Annotated in this window: 18 protein-coding genes; 6 read left to right on the top strand and 12 right to left on the bottom strand. The window is 42.0% G+C overall.

Features of this window, described 5'->3' with window-relative positions; all coding sequences use genetic code 11:
- Positions 1-68: 68 nt before the first annotated feature.
- On the top strand, positions 69-698 hold the full coding sequence (locus ACWPUA_RS00615) for an MBL fold metallo-hydrolase (protein WP_070677615.1): 630 nt from the start codon (positions 69-71) through the stop codon (positions 696-698).
- Positions 699-803: 105 nt separating this feature from the next.
- Here the strand turns inward: ACWPUA_RS00615 and ACWPUA_RS00610 are convergent, their stop codons facing one another.
- Positions 804-1568, bottom strand: a complete 765-nt coding sequence (locus ACWPUA_RS00610) for a hypothetical protein (protein ID WP_424848205.1) — start codon at positions 1566-1568, stop codon at positions 804-806.
- Positions 1569-1655: 87 nt separating this feature from the next.
- Complete coding sequence (locus ACWPUA_RS00605; RefSeq protein ID WP_454378525.1) at positions 1656-3548, bottom strand: M13 family metallopeptidase; 1893 nt, start codon at positions 3546-3548, stop codon at positions 1656-1658.
- Positions 3549-3728: 180 nt separating this feature from the next.
- Between ACWPUA_RS00605 and ACWPUA_RS00600 the strand changes: the two genes are divergently transcribed.
- The 5 genes from ACWPUA_RS00600 to ACWPUA_RS00580 all read left to right on the top strand — a co-directional run bounded on the left by ACWPUA_RS00600 (position 3729) and on the right by ACWPUA_RS00580 (position 7759).
- Entirely contained in the window at positions 3729-4451 is a 723-nt protein-coding gene (locus tag ACWPUA_RS00600; RefSeq protein WP_006152594.1) for a metal ABC transporter ATP-binding protein, read from the top strand.
- Positions 4448-5296 carry a metal ABC transporter permease gene (locus ACWPUA_RS00595; protein WP_004251242.1) on the top strand — a complete coding sequence of 283 codons (849 nt, stop codon included), beginning with the start codon at positions 4448-4450 and terminating at the stop codon, positions 5294-5296. Before ACWPUA_RS00600 ends, ACWPUA_RS00595 begins: the two co-directional genes overlap by 4 nt.
- A gap of 26 nt (positions 5297-5322) precedes the next feature.
- Positions 5323-6255, top strand: a complete 933-nt coding sequence (locus ACWPUA_RS00590) for a metal ABC transporter substrate-binding protein (RefSeq protein ID WP_036754875.1) — start codon at positions 5323-5325, stop codon at positions 6253-6255.
- A gap of 120 nt (positions 6256-6375) precedes the next feature.
- Positions 6376-6870, top strand: a complete 495-nt coding sequence (gene tpx / locus ACWPUA_RS00585; RefSeq protein ID WP_454378522.1) for a thiol peroxidase — start codon at positions 6376-6378, stop codon at positions 6868-6870.
- A gap of 238 nt (positions 6871-7108) precedes the next feature.
- A complete protein-coding gene (locus ACWPUA_RS00580) occupies positions 7109-7759 on the top strand; it encodes a metal-dependent transcriptional regulator (RefSeq protein ID WP_016465543.1) in 651 nt (216 codons plus the stop codon).
- 40 nt (positions 7760-7799) lie between these two features.
- On the opposite strand, the gene dtd is transcribed toward ACWPUA_RS00580, so the two are convergent.
- From dtd to metF, 10 genes are all read right to left on the bottom strand, one after another.
- A complete protein-coding gene (gene dtd, locus ACWPUA_RS00575) occupies positions 7800-8243 on the bottom strand; it encodes a D-aminoacyl-tRNA deacylase (RefSeq protein ID WP_454378519.1) in 444 nt (147 codons plus the stop codon).
- 30 nt (positions 8244-8273) lie between these two features.
- Positions 8274-10490 carry a RelA/SpoT family protein gene (locus ACWPUA_RS00570; RefSeq protein WP_006152626.1) on the bottom strand — a complete coding sequence of 739 codons (2217 nt, stop codon included), beginning with the start codon at positions 10488-10490 and terminating at the stop codon, positions 8274-8276.
- A 145-nt stretch (positions 10491-10635) separates the two neighbouring features.
- Positions 10636-11766 carry an ABC transporter ATP-binding protein gene (locus ACWPUA_RS00565; RefSeq protein ID WP_004251267.1) on the bottom strand — a complete coding sequence of 377 codons (1131 nt, stop codon included), beginning with the start codon at positions 11764-11766 and terminating at the stop codon, positions 10636-10638.
- 112 nt (positions 11767-11878) lie between these two features.
- Complete coding sequence (locus ACWPUA_RS00560) at positions 11879-12748, bottom strand: helix-turn-helix domain-containing protein (protein WP_454378516.1); 870 nt, start codon at positions 12746-12748, stop codon at positions 11879-11881.
- Positions 12749-12751: 3 nt separating this feature from the next.
- Complete coding sequence (locus tag ACWPUA_RS00555) at positions 12752-13138, bottom strand: Mini-ribonuclease 3 (RefSeq protein WP_004251273.1); 387 nt, start codon at positions 13136-13138, stop codon at positions 12752-12754.
- Positions 13131-14474: a cysteine--tRNA ligase gene (gene cysS / locus ACWPUA_RS00550; protein ID WP_454378514.1), complete on the bottom strand. Its 1344-nt coding sequence runs from the start codon at positions 14472-14474 to the stop codon at positions 13131-13133. The genes ACWPUA_RS00555 and cysS overlap by 8 nt, the downstream gene beginning before the upstream one ends.
- Before the next feature lie 43 nt (positions 14475-14517).
- Positions 14518-15279 (bottom strand): nucleoside phosphorylase, encoded by a 762-nt coding sequence (locus tag ACWPUA_RS00545; RefSeq protein ID WP_424848192.1) that lies wholly within the window; start codon positions 15277-15279, stop codon positions 14518-14520.
- Between the two features lie 34 nt (positions 15280-15313).
- Positions 15314-15931 carry a serine O-acetyltransferase gene (gene cysE, locus ACWPUA_RS00540; RefSeq protein WP_454378512.1) on the bottom strand — a complete coding sequence of 206 codons (618 nt, stop codon included), beginning with the start codon at positions 15929-15931 and terminating at the stop codon, positions 15314-15316.
- Positions 15932-15945: 14 nt separating this feature from the next.
- Positions 15946-18168 carry a polyribonucleotide nucleotidyltransferase gene (gene pnp / locus ACWPUA_RS00535; RefSeq protein ID WP_454378510.1) on the bottom strand — a complete coding sequence of 741 codons (2223 nt, stop codon included), beginning with the start codon at positions 18166-18168 and terminating at the stop codon, positions 15946-15948.
- 495 nt (positions 18169-18663) lie between these two features.
- Complete coding sequence (metF, locus tag ACWPUA_RS00530; RefSeq protein WP_247912957.1) at positions 18664-19524, bottom strand: methylenetetrahydrofolate reductase [NAD(P)H]; 861 nt, start codon at positions 19522-19524, stop codon at positions 18664-18666.
- Positions 19525-19574 lie beyond the last annotated feature (50 nt).

The following is a 19574-nucleotide window of genomic DNA, read 5'->3' as shown; positions in this document are numbered from 1 at the left end:
TTGTTGATTCCTTATTTTGTGCTTCTGTGTTATACTAGAAACTGTAAATCTATGAAAGAGGAAATCCTATGAAAATCCATAAAACTGTGAATCCTGTCGCCTATGAAAATACTTATTATCTTGAAGGGGAGCAACACCTGATTGTAGTCGATCCTGGTAGCAACTGGGAGGCCATTCGCAAGACTATCGAAACCATCAACAAACCGGTCTGTGCCATTCTTCTGACCCACACTCACTATGACCATATTATGAGCCTTGACTTGGTCAGAGATACTTATGGAAATCCTCCAGTCTATGTGGCAGAAAGTGAAGCTTCTTGGCTCTATACCCCTGTTGACAACCTTTCAGGTCTCCCTCGACATGACGATATGGCAGATGTCATCTGCAAACCAGCTGAACACACCTATGTTTTTCATGAAGAATACCAGATTGAAGAATTCCGCTTTACAGTCTTACCAACGCCAGGCCACTCTATCGGTGGAGTTTCATTGGTTTTCCCAGATGGACACTTGGTCTTAACGGGAGATGCCCTTTTCCGAGAAACCATTGGTCGGACAGATTTGCCAACTGGTAGTATGGAACAACTCCTTCATAGTGTCCAAACCCAGCTCTTTACTCTCCCAAACTACGATGTCTATCCAGGACATGGTCCGGCTACGACTATCGCCCACGAAAAAACTTTCAATCCATTTTTCTAGCAAGTGAAAAACCAAGGACAATCATCCTTGGTTTTTGTGTAACTTCAATTTTTACATCATTACTTGCTCGGTAGAATCAACATTGACTAGAAAAATAATTCAAAACTAATTAGCTGGATTCAATTCTTTCCAGTCAATGTTAGACAAATCAAGCTTTTCAGAAGAAATATCTAAAACTTGCTCTGCTTTTTCATTACCACCGATTTGAATAGTTGCTTCTTTAATCTTCTGCACTCCATTTTTATCAAACGAATATAGAGCCAGGTTCATTTCTGGACGAGTTGACTGCCAGTCTGCATAAGAGACTAGACCATTTTCGTAAATAACAAAGCCTGAGCGAAAACCACCTGCAGAAGCTACATAAGCTGTATGAAGTAAGTTTGGTTTTTGATTTTCCAAATAGTAAATAGCTGAAACGAATTTTTCATCCCCAATAAGCAACTCATCTTGCCCATCTTTATTCAAATCAAGAAGGGCATATTTAAAGTCTGGTGCATTTTGATAATCCATACGAGAGAAAATCATGCCATATTCTTCTGAAGCAATCTTGTGTTGTTTATTTTCCTCGTATAAATCTTCTCTATTACCTTGTTTTAAAAGCTCTGTATAGTGATTATAACGTTCAATCACTTCTTTATACAAATCTGGTCCCGTTTCCTTCTTATTTTCAGCAGTTGATTGTGACACTTTGGTTGACGAGTCGCTTGTATTTTCAGTCTTTGCTTCTGTTGATGTACTAGACTTATCGTCTTTGGAAACAGATGATAGTGGAGATGAAGGTTCTGTATTGCTATTATTCTTATTGAGACCACAAGATGCCAAAACTGAAATCGAAAAAATAGCTGAAAGCATCATTAAAAATTTCTTCATATTAACCTCGATAGCATTGCATTTTCAGATGTATAAACTTCAAAAATGAATCATTCACGCCAAGTTATACTTGATTAAGAAATCATTTTACCAAATAATCACACGGTCTTCTGGTGAGCGCCACATGCCGTCGCCTTCTTTGACATCATAGGTTGTAAAGAAGTCATCAAAGTTTGGCACTTGGACATTAACACGGAGTTTAGCTGGGGCGTGCACATCAACGCTGGCCATGAGTTTCATCAACTCTGGGCGACCTTTCATACGCCAGATACGAGCAAAGTTATGGAAGAACTCTTCAGCTGAGAAGTCTGGTTCTCTCTTAGCAGCTTCAAGGGCAGCAGCGATTCCTCCAAGGTCGGCAACGTTTTCGGATACAGTTAGTTTCCCATTGATTTTTGCACCATAAGATTCTTGACCATCAAACTGGTCGATAACCTTCTGCGTTTTCTCTTTAAAGGCAGCATAGTCGCTCTCAGTCCACCAATCCTTGAGACTTCCATTTTCATCAAAGGAAGCTCCATTAGTATCAAAGGCGTGAGAAATTTCATGGGCAATAACCGCACCGATACCACCATAGTTGGCAGAAGATGACTGATGCAAATCATAGAATGGAGCCTGTAGGATAGCGGCAGGGAAGACAATCAAGTTCTTTTGTGGATTGTAGTAGGCATTGACCATATGAGCAGGCATTCCCCACTCCTTGTAGTCAACCGGCTGATTCCACTTGCTCCAACTGTGCTTGATTTCTACACGCGCAAAGGCTAGGGCATTCTCAAAGAGGCTAGCAGATTCATCCACTACCTTGTCCTTATAGCGAGCTGGCAGTTCTTCTGGATAACCGATATAAGGCTTGATGACATTGAGTTTGACGATGGCTTTTTCTCGAGTTTCAGGAGTCAGCCAGTCATTTTTAGCCAAACGTTCCTTATAAACGTCAATCATGGTCGCCACTTTTTTCTCTACGTCCGCCTTAGCTTCTGGAGAGAATTTTTCGTGGGCATACCAAAGACCCAGGGCTTGTTTGAATGGTCCTTGCGCTAAGTGGTAAGCAGCCTTGCGTTTATCTTGGGCTTCTGGAACACCTGAAAGAGCACGGCCATAAGCACCTGACAAGATACGAATCTCATCTGTCAAATAGCTCGTTGAAAGGTTGACCACACTCAAGATCAAGCTTGCCTTGAGCAAAGGCCAAGCTTCTTCACTATAGAATTGCTCTGCCGCTTGCCAGAAACGTTCCTCATCTACGATAACCTTATCTGGAGTTTGACCAATCACTGCTTGGAAGAAGTCATCTAGAGGTAAGGCAGGCGCAAACTTTTTGAAATCTTCATAAGCATATGGATGATAGAGTTTGGCATATTCTGAACTTTCTTCGTTAGAAAGCACCACAGCTGCGATGCGACTGTCCAATTCCAATCGTTTCTCTAGCAAATCTTCGATTTCTTCATCTGAGAAGTTATAGGCTTTGAGGAGATTAGCAGTACTTTCTTTCCAAAGATTCAATAATTCCTCACGCTGTGGATGGTCTTCCGCATAGTAGGTCGTATCTGGCAAGATTGTTCCTGGAGCACTAGCCCAAAGAACATTGGTTCTAGCATCCATAAAGTCTGGTGATACACCAAATGGAAGGAAGTTTGGTTTACCAGCTAATTCAAACTCTGCTAGCTTTCTTGTAAAGTCCGCGAAGCTCTCCAAATCTTGGTATTCCTTAAGCATAGGAAGGACTGGCTTGATGCCATCAGCTTCTCGCTTGTCGAAATCTCTGACCATACGATGGTATTTGACAAAGTTTGCTAGGATGGGATCTTCAGGAACATCTTCTCCAGCCAACCACTTGTCAGTTGTTGTTAGCATCAAGTCTTCGATTTCTTCATCAAGGTCGATAAAACCACCTGTTCGCGATTTGTCAGCTGGAATGACCGCAGTCTTTTCCCACTCACCATTTATAGCATCATAAAAATCATCTTGATATCGTGTCATCTTGTTCTCGCTTTCCTAATTTCACTTATTCTTAGCTTAGCAAAAATCCCTGGGGAATGCAATTAAAAATGCCGTCTCCTCCTATTTGATTTCAACGTTAATATTTTAAATTTTTACCAAAATTAACTTGACTTAAAAATAAAATTAATGTATATTAAAATCCAGGAGGAATACAACTGTATGATACGTATCGAAAACCTCAGTGTCTCCTACAAAGAAACGTTGGCACTAAAGGATATTTCACTAGTGCTCCAAGGACCAACGATTACCGGAATTATTGGTCCAAACGGCGCCGGGAAATCAACATTATTAAAAGGTATGCTGGGCATTATCCCACATGAAGGACATGCTTTTATCGAAGATAAAGAAATGAAAAAATCTCTTAAGAAAGTTGCCTATGTCGAGCAAAAAATTCATATCGACTACAACTTCCCTATCAAGGTAAAAGAATGTGTCTCTCTGGGACTCTATCCATCCATTCCACTCTTTCACACTTTAAAAGCAAACCACTGGCAAAAGGTGGCTGAAGCACTAGAAATTGTTGGACTTTCTGACTACGCAGATCGTCAGATTAGTCAACTCTCTGGTGGCCAATTCCAGCGTGTCTTGATTGCCCGTTGTCTAGTTCAAGATGCTGATTATATTCTCTTAGACGAGCCCTTTGTGGGGATTGACTCTGTCAGTGAAGAGATCATCATGAACACGCTGAGAGAACTTAAAAAAGCTGGCAAGACTGTCCTTATCGTTCACCATGACCTCGGCAAGGTTGCCCATTATTTTGACCAGGTACTCCTTCTCAACAAGGAGCTAATTGCCTTTGGTCCAACAAAGGAGACCTTCACCCAAGCCAATCTCAAACAAGCTTATGGTGACCGACTCTTTTTCAATGGAGGTGACCTATGATTGCAGAATTTATAGATGGATTGCAGAACTTCCACTTTCTCCAAAATGCCTTGATTACAGCTGTTGTGATTGGTATTGTTGCTGGAGCGGTCGGATGCTTTATCATTCTCCGTGGTATGTCCCTTATGGGAGATGCTATCTCGCACGCTGTCTTACCAGGTGTAGCTCTTTCTTTTATTTTAGGAATTGACTTCTTTATTGGTGCTATCATCTTTGGACTGCTTGCCTCTGTCATCATCACCTACATCAAGGGGAACTCTATTATCAAGAGTGACACTGCCATTGGGATTACCTTTTCATCTTTATTGGCTCTGGGCATTATCTTGATTAGTGTGGCTAAAAGCTCGACTGACCTCTTCCATATTCTCTTTGGGAATATCTTAGCTGTGCAAGACATAGACATGTATATTACCATCGGTATGGGAGCTCTCATTCTATTGATTATCGGGATTTTCTTCAAGCAACTCTTGATTACATCCTTTGATGAACTCCTAGCCAAAGCTATGGGCATGCCAGTTAATTTCTACCACTATCTACTCATGATACTCTTGACTTTGGTGTCAGTGACTGCTATGCAAAGTGTCGGAACCATCCTTATCGTAGCCATGCTGATTACTCCAGCCGCGACAGCTTATCTTTACGCCAATAGTCTAAAGACCATGATTTTTCTTTCATCAGGCTTGGGAGCTCTAGCTTCTGTCTTGGGACTTTTTATCGGTTATAGCTTTAACCTGGCTGCAGGTTCAAGTATCGTGCTGACATCTGCAAGTTTCTTTCTCATCAGTTTCTTTATCGCACCAAAACAACGTTATCTGAAGCTGAAAAATAAAAAAATCAAACAATAATGAGGGAGCCCCTCTGGAGGAATATAATGAAAAAATTAGGTACATTGCTTGTTCTTTTTCTTGCTATCATTGGATTAGCTGCCTGTGCTAGCGGAAAAAAAGACACAGCATCTACAAACCAAAAACTAAAGGTTGTAGCAACTAACTCTATCATCGCTGATATTACTAAAAATATCGCAGGAGACAAGATTGATCTTCATAGTATCGTGCCTGTAGGACAAGATCCACACGAGTACGAGCCACTACCAGAAGACGTCAAGAAAACTTCGCAAGCCGACTTAATTTTCTACAATGGTATCAACCTTGAAACAGGTGGAAATGCCTGGTTTACAAAATTAGTTGAGAATGCTAAGAAAACTGAAAACAAAGACTACTTTGCAGTTAGTGAAGGCGTTGATGTCATCTACCTAGAAGGGGAAAATGAAAAAGGGAAAGAAGACCCACACGCTTGGCTCAATCTTGAAAATGGGATCATCTATGCTCAAAATATTGCTAAGCAACTCATCGCCAAAGACCCTAGCAACAAGGAATTCTACGAAAAGAATCTCAAAGAATACACTGAAAAACTAGACAAGCTTGACAAGGAAGCCAAAGAGAAATTTAACGCTATTGATGCGGACAAGAAACTCATCGTAACCAGCGAAGGATGCTTCAAATACTTCTCTAAAGCTTACGGTGTCCCAAGTGCTTACATCTGGGAAATCAATACTGAAGAAGAAGGAACACCTGACCAAATCAAGACTTTGGTTGAAAAACTTCGCCAAATGAAAGTTCCATCACTCTTTGTTGAATCAAGTGTCGATGACCGTCCAATGAAGACTGTTTCACAAGACACAAACATCCCAATCTATGCTCAAATCTTTACGGACTCAATCGCTGAAGAAGGTAAAGAAGGCGACAGCTACTACAACATGATGAAATACAACCTTGAAAAGATTGCTGAAGGATTGGCAAAATAAACATTTAAAAAACGTCATTCTCCTTGTATTGGCGTTTTTTGTCTAATCAATTTTCGGTCAAACTATTGGAAAAGTCTGAACATTTAATGTAAAATGAAAGAAAAAAGATTGGAGTAGCTTATGACTACATTCCTTGGAAACCCTGTTACGTTTACAGGAAAACAACTACAAGTAGGAGACAAAGCACTTGATTTCTCTCTCACAACGACTGACCTTTCAAAAAAATCACTATCAGACTTTGATGGAAAGAAAAAGATTTTAAGTGTGGTTCCTTCTATCGATACAGGCATCTGCTCGCTTCAGACTCGTCGCTTTAACCAAGAATTGGCTAGCTTAGACAACACTGTTGTCCTAACGGTATCTATGGACCTTCCATTTGCACAAAAACGCTGGTGTGGTGTTGAAGGAATTGAGAATGCCATCATGCTTTCAGACTACTTCGACCACTCCTTTGGACGCGATTACGCCCTCTTAATCAATGAATGGCATCTGCTTGCACGCGCAGTTTTTGTTCTCGATACCGATAATACCATCCGCTACGTCGAATACGTAGACAATATCAACAGCGAGCCAGACTTTGAAGCCGCTATTGCAGCTGCAAAAAAACTCAACTAAGTCAAGCTCTTGTAGCAATAGAGAGTGGGACAGAAATCGGTAATTCGTTAGAATTCGATTTCGTCGTCCCACCTCCGCACAGTTGAGTAGGGCTGTAAAAGCTGATGAAATCAGCGTAGTAGAGTCCACTCAACCACTGCGTCTTGCTCGACAATCCAAAGACAATTGAGAGGCTAGGACTTTTGTCCCAGCCTCTTTTTTGGTATACTAGATGGAGATAATAAACAAGGAAATGCGAATGACACCAAATAAAGAAGACTACTTAAAATGTATTTATGAGATTGGCATGGATGTTCCTAAGATTACCAATAAGGAAATTGCTGCTCGAATGCAGGTATCTCCTCCAGCTGTAACTGAAATGATTAAGCGCATGCAGTCTGAAAATCTCATCTTAAAAGATAAGAAGAAAGGATACTTGCTAACCGATATTGGTCTAACACTTGTATCAGAACTTTATCGTAAACATCGTCTGATTGAGGTTTTTCTGGTCCACCATCTAGACTATACCAGTGACCAAATTCATGAGGAAGCTGAAGTATTAGAACATACCGTTTCAGACTTTTTTGTAGAGAGATTAGAAAGTATGCTCGGCTTTCCAAAGACCTGCCCTCACGGTGGTACCATTCCTGCTAAAGGAGAGCTTTTGGTTGAAATCAATAACCTACCACTATCAGAAACCAAAGAAGCTGGAACCTATCTCCTGACTCGCGTTCACGATAGTTTTGATCTCCTAAAATATCTGGAAAAACATGCCATCAATATCGGAGACAAACTCCAAGTTCAACAGTTTGATGATTTCTCTAATACCTTTACTTTGATTCACAACAATGAAGAACTCTTGGTAAGTCTAGAAATCGCTAAACAGCTCTATGTTGAAAAAATGAACTAAATACGTCACAAAAAAACCAAGCTAACAAGCTTGGTTTTTCTTATTTATTTTTTGTATCAAGGATGATAGTTACCGGCCCATCATTGACCAGTTCTACCTGCATATCTGCTCCAAAGACTCCTGTTTCAACGGGAACCTCTTTGGCTAGTTCCTGGTTAAAATTTTGATAGAAGGCCTCAGCCATATCTGGTTTAGCGGCGCCTGTAAAGGCTGGACGATTGCCTTTTTTGGTATCAGCAAACAGAGTGAATTGAGAGATGGAAAGGATTTCTCCTTGGATATCCTTAACAGATAGGTTCATCTTGCCTTCGTCATCCGAAAAGATCCGCATATTGACCAGTTTTCTGACTGCATACTCCAAATCCTCTTGCTGATCCTCAGGTCCAACACCCACTAAGAGCAAAAGTCCTTGTTTGATTTGACCATGAATCTGCCCCTCAATAGAAACCTGAGCTTGCTTGACTCGCTGAACGATGATTTTCATAGAAATCCTTTCTGACTGTATCGATCATACTTAACCATTGGTCCGTTTGACTGAGTACACTTCTGGTACACTCTTAATCTTATCAACCACAGTTGTCAACATTGAAAGGTTAGAAATTCCAAAGGATACATGGATATTGGCAAATTTCATATCCTTGGTCGGTTGGGCATTAACTGACGAGATATTCTTAGTTGTGTTTGATAGGACTTGCAAGATATCATTCAAAAGACCAGAACGGTTGAGTCCATAGATATCGATATGAGCCATATATTCCTTGGTTGAAAATTGGTCTTCCCATTCAACATCTAGCAGACGTTGCTCATAGTTTTCCTGTGAACGAAGGTTCATACAGTCCACACGGTGGATGGCAACTCCGCGACCCTTGGTAATATAACCAACGATATCATCACCGGGAACAGGGTTACAACATTTGGCAATCCGGACCAAGAGCCCAGAAGCACCTTGGATGACAACTCCACCCTCATGCTTCACCTTAAGCGTGTCCTTGTTCTCTACTTTGACTTCGCCACCCTTGACCAGTTCTTCTGCTTCCGCCTTAGCCTTGGCACGCTCTTCTTCACGACGTTCTTTTTCCGTCAAACGGTTGAAGACGGTAATGGCTCCGATTTCTCCAAAACCAATGGCAGCAAAGAGAGCTTCTTCAGTCTTGTAGCTGGTTTTTTGAAGGACTTCATCCATGTGGCGCTTGTCCATAAATTTATTGGCCACATAGCCGTTTTCTTGGAGCTGACTAATCAGCATTTCACGGCCTTTATTGATGGATAATTCTTTATCTTGGTTTTTAAAGAACTGACGAATTTTATTTCGGGCCTTACTGGTCTTCACCATATTGAGCCAGTCACGGCTTGGTCCAAATGAATTTGGATTGGTGATGATTTCAACCTGGTCACCTGTTTTCAGCTTGGTAGTCAAAGGTACCATACGGCCATTGACCTTGGCACCAGTTGCTTTTTCCCCGATCTTGGTATGAATCTCATAGGCAAAGTCAATCGGTCCCGAATCCTTTGGAAGAGAACGAACCGCCCCATCTGGAGTAAAGACGTAAATCTCCTCAGCCAGATAGTTTTCTTTGACCGTATCTACAAATTCCTTGGCATCATCCGCCTGATCTTGGAGTTCCATCATCTCCTTGATCCAGTTCATCCCAATGGCAGATTCTTTACTATTAACTTGGCCTTTCATTCCTTTTTTGTAGGCCCAGTGAGCCGCAACCCCGTACTCAGCAACCTCGTGCATTTCCTTGGTACGGATCTGGAACTCAATCGGTCCTTTTGGTCCATAAACAGTCGTATGGATAGACTGGTAACCATTGGCCTTACGATTAGCAATGTAGTCCTTGAAACGTCCTGGCATTGGTTTCCATAGCTCATGAACGTAACCCAACATGGCATAGACATCACTCTGAGTATCTAGGATACAGCGAATGGCAATCAGGTCATAGATCTCCTCAAAGCGTTTTTTCTTGTCCTGCATCTTACGGTAAATAGAGTAGATATGCTTAGGACGGCCATAGATTTTTCCTGTAAGATTACGCTCAGATGAATACTCCTCAAGCTTCGTCACAACTTCATCGACCAAGGCTTCACGTTCTTGACGTTTCTCCTTCATCATGTGAGTTATCTTGTAAAACTCTGTCGGATTGAGATAACGGAAGGAAAGATCCTCTAGTTCCCACTTAACACTTGAAATCCCCAGACGGTGAGAAAGTGGTGCGTAGATTTCCATGGTTTCTCTGGAAATACGTTCTTGCTTGTCCTTACGAAGATGCGTGAGGGTACGCATATTGTGCAGGCGGTCAGAGAGCTTAACCAAAATAACGCGGATATCCTCTGACATGGCCATAAGCATCTTGCGGTGATTCTCAGCCAACTGCTCTTCTATAGACTTGTATTCGACCTTACCAAGCTTGGTAACACCGTCTACAATCACTCGAACATCATGGCCAAACTCGCGCTCTAAATCATCCAAAGTAGCATCTGTGTCTTCTACCACGTCATGCAAAAAACCACAGGCAACAGTAACGGCGTCCAGCTTGAGCTTAGCCAAGATACCTGCTACCTGGATAGGGTGGATAATGTAAGGCTCGCCTGATTTACGATATTGGCCACTGTGGCACTCTACAGCATAAACCAAGGCCTTATGGACAAAAGCCACATCTTCTTTCGATAAATATTTTTGCGTTAAAGCGACGACTTCATCGCCAGAATAAATTACTTCTTTTGGCATGCATACTCTCCAGTTCTTCCTACCATTTTAACACTTTTTAGTCAATAAGAAAACTAGTAAAGTCTCCTTCTATCCGAGTTTCTAAACTTTATAAAAAAACACTACTAGAAAAACTCTAGTAGTGTTGTTTTAGTTCAAATCTATCTTAGTAAACTGTCTTTTCAGTTTCTACGTCAAAGAAGTGAGCTTTGTTCAAGTCAAATCCAAGTTCCACAGTTGCACCAGCTTGCAAGTAGTCACGTGCGTCAACCTTAGCAACGAATTCATCTTTACCAACTTGGCAGTATAGGTGAGATTCTGAACCAAGCAATTCTGATACAGAGATCGTTGCTTTCACAACTGATTCTGGGAATGTTTCAAGGAAAGCAGGTTCTGCGTTCACGTCTTCTGGACGGATACCGAAGATCAACTCTTTACCTTCGTATCCTTTATCGCGAAGAACTTTCAAAGCACCTTCTGGAACTTTCAAGTTAAAGGCGTCACCAACGATGTGGTCACCGATCAATTTTACGTTGATGAAGTTCATAGCTGGGCTTCCGATGAATCCTGCTACGAATTTGTTAACTGGGTTTTTGTAAACTTCTTGAGGAGTACCGATTTGTTCAACACGTCCGATAGTACCAGTACCAGCAGGGTTTTTAGTTGCTGACATGATAACGATACGGTCTGCAAGTGTCATCGCTTCTGTTTGGTCGTGAGTTACGTAGATAGTTGTAGCTCCGATACGACGGTGGATTTTAGCGATTTCAGCACGCATGGATACACGAAGTTTCGCATCCAAGTTTGACAAAGGTTCGTCCATCAAGAATACTTTTGCATCACGGACGATCGCACGACCCATGGCAACACGTTGACGTTGACCACCTGAAAGGTCAGCTGGTTTACGATCCAAGAATTCTTTCAAACCAAGAATTTCTGCTGCTTCTTGTACACGTTTGTCGATGTCTTCTTTGCTGTATTTACGCAATTTCAAACCGAAAGCCATGTTATCGTATACAGTCATGTGTGGGTAAAGAGCGTAGTTTTGGAATACCATGGCGATGTCACGGTCTTTTGGAGCTACGTCATTGACAACAACGCCATCGATAGATGCAGTACCTTCTGTGATATCTTCAAGACCTGCAATCATACGGAGAGTAGTTGATTTACCACATCCTGAAGGTCCTACGAAAACGATAAATTCTTTGTCTTTGATGTCCAAGTTGAAGTCTTCAACTGAATAGTGCTCGCTGTTTGGATATTTTTTGTAAATGTTTTTAAGATTTAATTCTACCATTTCGGTGAACTCCTTTTATTTTTGATAGTTTTATTATAAATGAAAACGCTTTACATTTCTATGGCAAGGTGACCAAAAAAATAAAAAAGTTCTGTGCAACTTGCACAAAACTTTAAATAATATCTGGTAATATCAATTGATAGCACAAGGTCAAATCTGTCAATTCTTTCAACTGAAGCCCTGTCAACTCTTCCCATTTATCAATCTTGTATTGGAGAGAATTGCGGTGTAGATAGAGCTGTTGTGCTGTTTTAGTTAGGACTGCACTATTTTCCCATAAGGAGAGAATGATTTCCTGAATTTGATCCTGATCCAAAATCATCTGGTGTAGATAAACTTTTATCAAACCAAGATCCACCATTTTTTCACCCATACTCCAAAGGTAGAGCTGAGAAAAAGTATGGAATCCTTGGTGTCCTTGTCGCCACCAATTTTTGAACAAGTCACGTTCTGCTTTGATGAGATCTGTCAAACTTTGATTCCCTGTTTGCGACCAAACCTGCCCCAGCATGATGGATAAGCGAACCCCAAAGTCATACTCTACTGCTTCCAAGGTATCCATCAAGATTGAGCGAACAGAAGTGTATTTGTCCTGTTGGAGAACAAATAGGTAATCCTGAGCTCCCACCTGAAGCACTGTCTCGCAATTAGGAAAGAGGGTTCTCATCATATCCAACCAAGAAGTCAAGTTTTCCTGTTGGTAATAGGAAAGATGACAATAGACAACTTGTAGCTTTTTAAAACTTTGCGGTGCTTGTCCCTTGCCCTCAATCAAATAACTATACCAAGGATTGAGCGAGATCGTTTGTTCCTGCTGGGTTAAGAGAGCTACCAACTGTTTCTCACGTTCACTTAGTCCAACTTCCTCCAGTAAAATCCACTGTTGCGAGGAAACTGGTAGCGTAAGAAAACCTTTCTTATCAATTGGCTGGTCTACGATTTGAGCTTGTGGAAACCAATCTAGTAATTCTTTTGCAATCATTTCCTAGCCCTCCACTTTTTGGATACACCAAGAAATCAAGGTTTCAAGGCGCTCCACATTTTCGGTCATATGAAGATAACCCATGACCGCTTCAAAACCTGTAGACATACGGTAGGTGACAACATCTGCATTCTTTGCCTTGGTATGGCTATTGGTATTGCGACCCCGTTTGTAGATTTCTTCTTCTTTTTCCGTTAGGACTTCTTCTTCCAGCATGAGGGAAATTAGGCGTGCCTGAGCCTTGGCTGATACATACTTGGTTGCCTCTTGGTGGAGTTTATTGGGCTTGGTCATGCCTTTGAGAATGAGATGGCGACGAATATACATAGAGTATACTGCATCTCCTTCAAAGGCTAGAGCAATCCCGTTAATGAGATTGACATCAATCACGTGTCCACCTCACTCCATCCTTGGTATCAAGCAATTTAATCCCTTGAGCAGCCAGTTGGTCACGGATTTGGTCAGCTGTCGCAAAATCTCGGTTGGCACGCGCTTCTTGGCGTTTTTGAATCAAGACTTCAATCTCTTCATCCAAAACTTCCTCGACAAAAACAATACCAAAGACCTCTAACATAGCCGCAAGAGCTTCCTTAACCGCTGCATCATAGTTGCCTGAGTTGATCCACTTGGCCATTTCAAAGACAACTGTGATTCCATTAGCCGTATTGAAATCCTCATCCATAGCAGCTACAAACTTATCTTTAAAAGCCTGTAACTCCCCCGCATCTACAGTTCCAGTAAATGGTTGCTCATAAGTGTTCTTCAGATACTTGAGATTGGTCTCGGCATCACGCACAGCCTTTTCCGTAAAGTTGATAGGTTTGCGGTAGTGTTGAGTCGCAAAGAAGAAACGAAGCACTTGGCCATCAATGGTCTTGAGAGCATCATGCACGGTGATAAAGTTACCCAAAGACTTGGACATCTTGACATTGTCAATATTGACAAAACCATTGTGCATCCAGTAGTTAGCAAAGGTCTTACCTGTCTTGGCTTCTGACTGGGCAATTTCGTTGGTGTGGTGTGGAAACTCAAGGTCGGCTCCACCACCGTGAATATCGATGGTATCGCCTAAAATCTCAGTCGACATAACTGAACACTCGATATGCCAGCCTGGACGGCCAGGACCCCAAGGACTGTCCCAAGAAATCTCACCTGGTTTGGCTGCTTTCCAAAGAGCAAAGTCCACAGGATTTTCCTTGCGAGCTGTTTCTTCGTCTGTCCGACCTGAAGCTCCTAGCTCCAAGTCCTCTAGGGTTTTATTGGCTAACTTAGCATAGTTATGGGATTTTTCCACACGGAAATAGACATCCCCTTGACTCTCATAGGCATAGCCTTTTTCAATCAAGTCAGAGACAAAGCGGATGATATCTGCCATAAACTCTACTACACGGGGATGGCGAGTTGCAGACTTCACTCCAAGAGCCGTCACGTCTTCACGGAAGGCAGCGATGTACTTATCCGCGACTTCTTGAGGTGTGATACCTTCTTCCTTGGCACGGTTGATAATCTTATCATCCACATCCGTAAAGTTAGAAATATAGGCAACCTCATAGCCACGATACTCAAAATAGCGACGAATGGTATCGAAGGCTACTGTCGAACGGGCATTCCCTACGTGAATGTAGTTGTATACAGTTGGCCCACAGACATACATCTTAACCTTGCCGTCCTCGATTGGGACAAAATCTCGCAAATCACGAGACATGGTGTCATAGATTTTAATCACTCACTGACTCCTTTCTGTGTCTTGTTTATCGTAAAGAGTTGTTTCAATCCAACTCTCTAGCAATTACTAATGCTATCTCAAAGAAAGTCATAGCATCTGATTTTCTTTCTTCGTATCTTGCATCCCACTCATGATTATGATGGTCAACATAATCAGCTGTATAAAAAAATTGATAAACTTTTGCTTGTCGAAATTGTGCCCAAGCCATGATTGCTGAGGCTTCCATATCTACAACAGTCGCACCTGCTGCAAGTCTACGTTTGACCTTATCAGCTGTTTCACGATAGAAAGCATCTGTGGTCCAAGCCTTTGTTCGAATGTGCTCAATATCAGATTTGTTTAAAGCTTCTTCTATGGTTAAGAGTAGAGTTTCATCATAAGCTATTTCATCACTTGCAGGAGCGTAATGGTAGCTTGTACCTTCATCACGTAGAGCTGAACTTGGTAGGATAATCTTATCTGCCTGAATAGACTTATCTAGAACTCCGCAAGAACCCAAAACAATAAAGTTCTTAAATCCTCTTGCTTTGAGTTCTTCTAAGAGTCCAACAACCATCGGGGCTCCAATCGTAGCTATAGCAACTGCTACCTTACTCCCATCTTTTTCATAGATATACCATGGAAATCTACCATTTAGATTGGTTAGATAGCCACCTTCGTAAACATCTTCAAACTGCTTTACTCGTTCAACGATTTCTCCATTAAAAGATAAAATAATCGTATCACAGATTTCTCCACCACTAAGGAGGCTTCGATCAGTTGGCTCGATAACAGCAGGTACATTTTCAAATTCTTCTAATAGCATCGGCCTAACTTCCTAATTAAAGAGTCACTTCTCATTACAAACCAGACGACCTGTGACTGGCTTCTCTAGCATGCTCAAGTTTATTGACGTAATATTCACGTTTTTCTTCGACTTCGTGAATGGTTGGTTCATCCTTTTGCCCGTGAACACGAACAATCTTAGCAGGAATGCCGACAACCGTCACATCACTAGGAACATCTGCCACAACGACCGCAGCGGCACCGACTTTGGCATTTTCACCGATTTCTACAGGTCCGATGACTTGGGCATGAGCAGAGATGAGAGCTCCTTTATGAACGGTCGGATGGCGTTTGCCAACATCCTTCCCTGTCCCACCAAGAGTAACCCCATGGTAGAGAAGAACACCTTTTTCAACGATAGCTGTCTCCCCAATCACAAGTCCTGCTCCATGGTCAATAAAGACACCTGATTCGATCTGAGCACCAGGGTGAATCTCTATCTGCGTCCAAAAACGCCAAAACTGGCTGTGCATACGAGCTAAAAGCTTAAAGCCATGTTTCCAGAGAAAATGAGAGAGACGGTGAGCAGCCAAGGCTTTGACACCCGGATAAGTCAGTAAGACTTCCAAGGTAGTACGAGCCGCTGGATCATTTTCTTTTACGATATCAATGGTTTCACGCCACCATCCCATACATCTCTCCTTTCTTATTCTGAGTCTTTTGGTGTTTCTGTAGTTTCTTTCTTAGGTTTGTGGTCCTTGTGGTGGTGACGAGGACGATCGCCATGACGAGGACCTTTATCCCCTTTTTCTTCTGAACGTTCAGGTTTTGGCGGACGTGGCAAAAGTGCCTTCATAGAAGCATCTACACGACCTTTTTCATCGATCTTAATAACCTTCACATCTACAAAATCACCAATTTGAACTAAATCTTCTACATTATTAGTACGAGTCCAAGCCATTTCAGAGATGTGAACGAGGGCATCTGTCTTGTCAAAGAGGTTGACAAAGGCACCAAATTTCTCGATACGAACAACTTTGGCATGGTAGACTTCGTCCACTTTCGCTTCACGAACCAAACCAGCAATGATTTCTTTAGCACGGTTGATAGCATCTTGGTCGCTAGAGTAGATAGATACGTTACCTTCTTCGTCGATATCAATCTTAACGCCTGTTTCAGCGATGATCTTATCGATGGTTTCTCCACCTTTACCGATGACAATCTTGATCTTATCAACATCAATCTTAATAGTATCAATTTTCGGAGCTGTTGGAGCCAATTCTGGACGAACTTCTGGAATAGTTGCTTCGATCACATCAAGGATTTCAAAACGAGCTTTCTTGGCTTGAGCAAGAGCTTCCGTCAAGATTTCTGCAGTGATCCCTTGGATCTTGATATCCATTTGAAGGGCTGTAATCCCGTCGCGAGTACCTGCAACCTTGAAGTCCATGTCTCCAAAGTGGTCTTCCAAACCTTGGATATCTGTCAATACTGTATAGTTGTTACCATCTGAGATGAGACCCATAGCAATACCTGCTACTGGTGCCTTGATTGGCACACCACCAGCCATAAGGGCAAGAGTTCCGGCACAGATAGAGGCTTGAGATGAAGAACCGTTTGATTCCAAGACTTCTGCTACTAAGCGGATAGCGTATGGGAATTCTTCCAAGCTTGGCAATACTTGAGCAAGAGCACGCTCACCAAGAGCACCGTGACCAATTTCACGACGACCTGGTGCACCGTAACGTCCAGTTTCCCCTACAGAGTATTGTGGGAAGTTATAGTGGTGCATAAAGCGTTTCTTGTACTCTGGATCCAAACCATCGATGATTTGAGTTTCACCCATTGGCGCCAAAGTCAAGATAGAAAGAGCCTGAGTTTGTCCACGAGTAAAGAGACCTGAACCGTGCACACGGGGAACGAAGTCAACAACCGCATCCAAAGGACGGATTTCATCGACCTTACGACCATCAGGACGAACCTTGTCTTCTGTGATCAAACGGCGCACTTCTGCGTGTTCCATTTGTTCCAAGATTTCAGCTACATCACGCATGATACGGTCAAATTCTTCATGGTCTGCATATTTTTCTTCGTAAACTGCTGTGACTTGGTCTTTGACTGCTTGAGTTGCAGCTTCACGAGCCAATTTTTCTTCTACTTGGACCGCTTTTTGAAGGTCGCTGTTGTAGGCTGCGATGATTTCAGCTTGCAAGTCAGCATCTACATGAAGCAATTCTACTTCTGCTTTTTCTTTACCAACTGCCGCTACGATTTCTTCTTGGAAGGCAATCAATTCTTTAACGGCTTCATGTCCTTTAAGAAGAGCTTCCAACATGATTTCTTCTGACAATTCTTTGGCACCAGACTCTACCATGTTGATAGCGTGTTTAGTACCAGCTACTGTCAATTCAAGAAGCGATTGCTCTGCTTGTTCTTGCGTTGGGTTGATGATGATTTCCCCATCAATATAACCTACTTGTACTCCAGCGATTGGTCCGTCAAACGGAATATCTGAGATAGACAAGGCCAATGATGAACCAAACATAGCTGCCATTGGTGCAGATGCATTTTCATCGTAAGAAAGAACAGTATTGATGACTTGCACTTCATTACGGAAACCTTCCGCAAACATTGGACGGATTGGACGGTCAATCAAACGCGCTGTCAAAGTTGCATCTGTTGAAGGACGTCCTTCACGTTTCATAAAGCCACCAGGAAATTTCCCAGCCGCATACATTTTTTCTTCGTAGTTGACTTGAAGCGGGAAGAAATCCCCAGTTGCCATCTTCTTAGACATAACGGCAGCAGTCAAGACAGTTGACTCACCGTAACGTACCACAACAGAGCCATTTGCTTGCTTAGCAACCTGACCAGTCTCTACGATCAACTCACGACCCGCAAAAGTCGTTTGAAACACATGTTTTGTCATTTTAATCCCCTTTGGATTGATAAAATTATACGCCTTGCCTACAAAAATCAAGATATTTTGGACGGTTCGGCTTGCCGAACATTTCTGTAGAAAAATAGGAAGGTGACGCCGCACTCGATGAGTGCTAGGAAACTTATCTTTTTTCCTAAGAAATGAGGTCAAAATTCAATTATGAATCTTTTTGATATTTCACTGAAACAGTGCGGACGGGAGGTAAAATTATCCAGTGGATGATTTTAGAAATCCAAGTAATTTCACTATAGCGTGAAATATCTTTTAACACTCACTTCGTTCGTATTTTTTATAGACACCAATTTTCAGATTTTGCTTAAAAATTAATCGACTATTAAAAATCGTTAAAACCTAAATACCCTCATCTTTGTATCAAGTACGTACAGAGTCTATTTTATCATATTTTTCTTAAAAAGTACGGTCTTTTCTATAAAAAAGGAACCATTCTGCTATGAAAAGAAGAATGGTTTGCTTTTGATTATTTTAAGGTTGATGATTGAACAAGGCATGGGTAGCTTGGTGGATGTACTGAGCAGTGTCTGCGTTGTTCATGGTGTAGAGATGCACGCCTGCTACGTCTTGCGTTACCAAGTCCACGATTTGGTCTACGGCATAGGCAAGTCCTGCTGCTCTGAGTGACTCAGGGTCATTCTCATACTTGTCCAAGATAGCCTTAAATTTACGTGGGAGATGGATATTCTCACAAGTCTTCAAGAGACGAAGCGCTTGGTTACGGTTAAGGATTGGCATAATCCCTGCATGAATGGGAACATCAATTCCAGCCAAGGTACACTTATCTTGGAAATCGTAGAAACGCTCATTGTCAAAGAATAACTGAGTGACAAGACTTGAACAGCCTGCATCCACTTTTCTCTTGAGATTTTGAATATCTGAGATTTGGTTTGGCGAATCCGGGTGCCCTTCTGGGTAACAAGCTCCAATAATATCAAAATGCGGTGCCTGTTCAGTAATAAACTCAATCAAGTCTGTTGCGTAACGGAAATCCTTCTGTGGCTCAACACCTGGAATGATATCCCCACGAAGAGCCAAGATTTTCTGAACACCAACTTTATCCAAATCCGCAATGGTCTCAGCCACCTTATCCTTAGTCAAATAGATAGCTGGCAAGTGAGCAATGGTTGGGATCTCCAAGTCATTTTGGATATAGTCTGCCAAACGAACCGTCGTCTCTTTGATATTAAATTTATTATTACTAGCAGTCACACTGATGAAGTGTGGTGCCAAGCCCTGCATGTCTTTCAGGGCTGCAATAATTTTGTCATTGCCTACTTCTGGGTTTGGAGGGAAAACTTCAAATGAGAGGGACGGTGTTTGACGTGACATATGTATGAACCTTTTCTAGTTGATTTCTTACTGATCAACCGTGTAGAGAG

This window comes from Streptococcus sp. Marseille-Q6504 (assembly GCF_965111625.1).
Note: the sequence above shows the minus strand (reverse complement) of the source record. Positions and strands in the feature narration are given on the sequence as shown.

Coding starts and splice junctions, on each gene's coding strand:
- ACWPUA_RS00615 (WP_070677615.1), top strand. CDS start 69: ATGAAAATCCATAAAACTGTGAATCCTGTCGCCTATGAAAATACTTAT.
- ACWPUA_RS00610 (WP_424848205.1), bottom strand. CDS start 1,568: ATGAAGAAATTTTTAATGATGCTTTCAGCTATTTTTTCGATTTCAGTT.
- ACWPUA_RS00605 (WP_454378525.1), bottom strand. CDS start 3,548: ATGACACGATATCAAGATGATTTTTATGATGCTATAAATGGTGAGTGG.
- ACWPUA_RS00600 (WP_006152594.1), top strand. CDS start 3,729: ATGATACGTATCGAAAACCTCAGTGTCTCCTACAAAGAAACGTTGGCA.
- ACWPUA_RS00595 (WP_004251242.1), top strand. CDS start 4,448: ATGATTGCAGAATTTATAGATGGATTGCAGAACTTCCACTTTCTCCAA.
- ACWPUA_RS00590 (WP_036754875.1), top strand. CDS start 5,323: ATGAAAAAATTAGGTACATTGCTTGTTCTTTTTCTTGCTATCATTGGA.
- tpx (WP_454378522.1), top strand. CDS start 6,376: ATGACTACATTCCTTGGAAACCCTGTTACGTTTACAGGAAAACAACTA.
- ACWPUA_RS00580 (WP_016465543.1), top strand. CDS start 7,109: ATGACACCAAATAAAGAAGACTACTTAAAATGTATTTATGAGATTGGC.
- dtd (WP_454378519.1), bottom strand. CDS start 8,243: ATGAAAATCATCGTTCAGCGAGTCAAGCAAGCTCAGGTTTCTATTGAG.
- ACWPUA_RS00570 (WP_006152626.1), bottom strand. CDS start 10,490: ATGCCAAAAGAAGTAATTTATTCTGGCGATGAAGTCGTCGCTTTAACG.
- ACWPUA_RS00565 (WP_004251267.1), bottom strand. CDS start 11,766: ATGGTAGAATTAAATCTTAAAAACATTTACAAAAAATATCCAAACAGC.
- ACWPUA_RS00560 (WP_454378516.1), bottom strand. CDS start 12,748: ATGATTGCAAAAGAATTACTAGATTGGTTTCCACAAGCTCAAATCGTA.
- ACWPUA_RS00545 (WP_424848192.1), bottom strand. CDS start 15,279: ATGCTATTAGAAGAATTTGAAAATGTACCTGCTGTTATCGAGCCAACT.
- cysE (WP_454378512.1), bottom strand. CDS start 15,931: ATGGGATGGTGGCGTGAAACCATTGATATCGTAAAAGAAAATGATCCA.
- pnp (WP_454378510.1), bottom strand. CDS start 18,168: ATGACAAAACATGTGTTTCAAACGACTTTTGCGGGTCGTGAGTTGATC.
- metF (WP_247912957.1), bottom strand. CDS start 19,524: ATGTCACGTCAAACACCGTCCCTCTCATTTGAAGTTTTCCCTCCAAAC.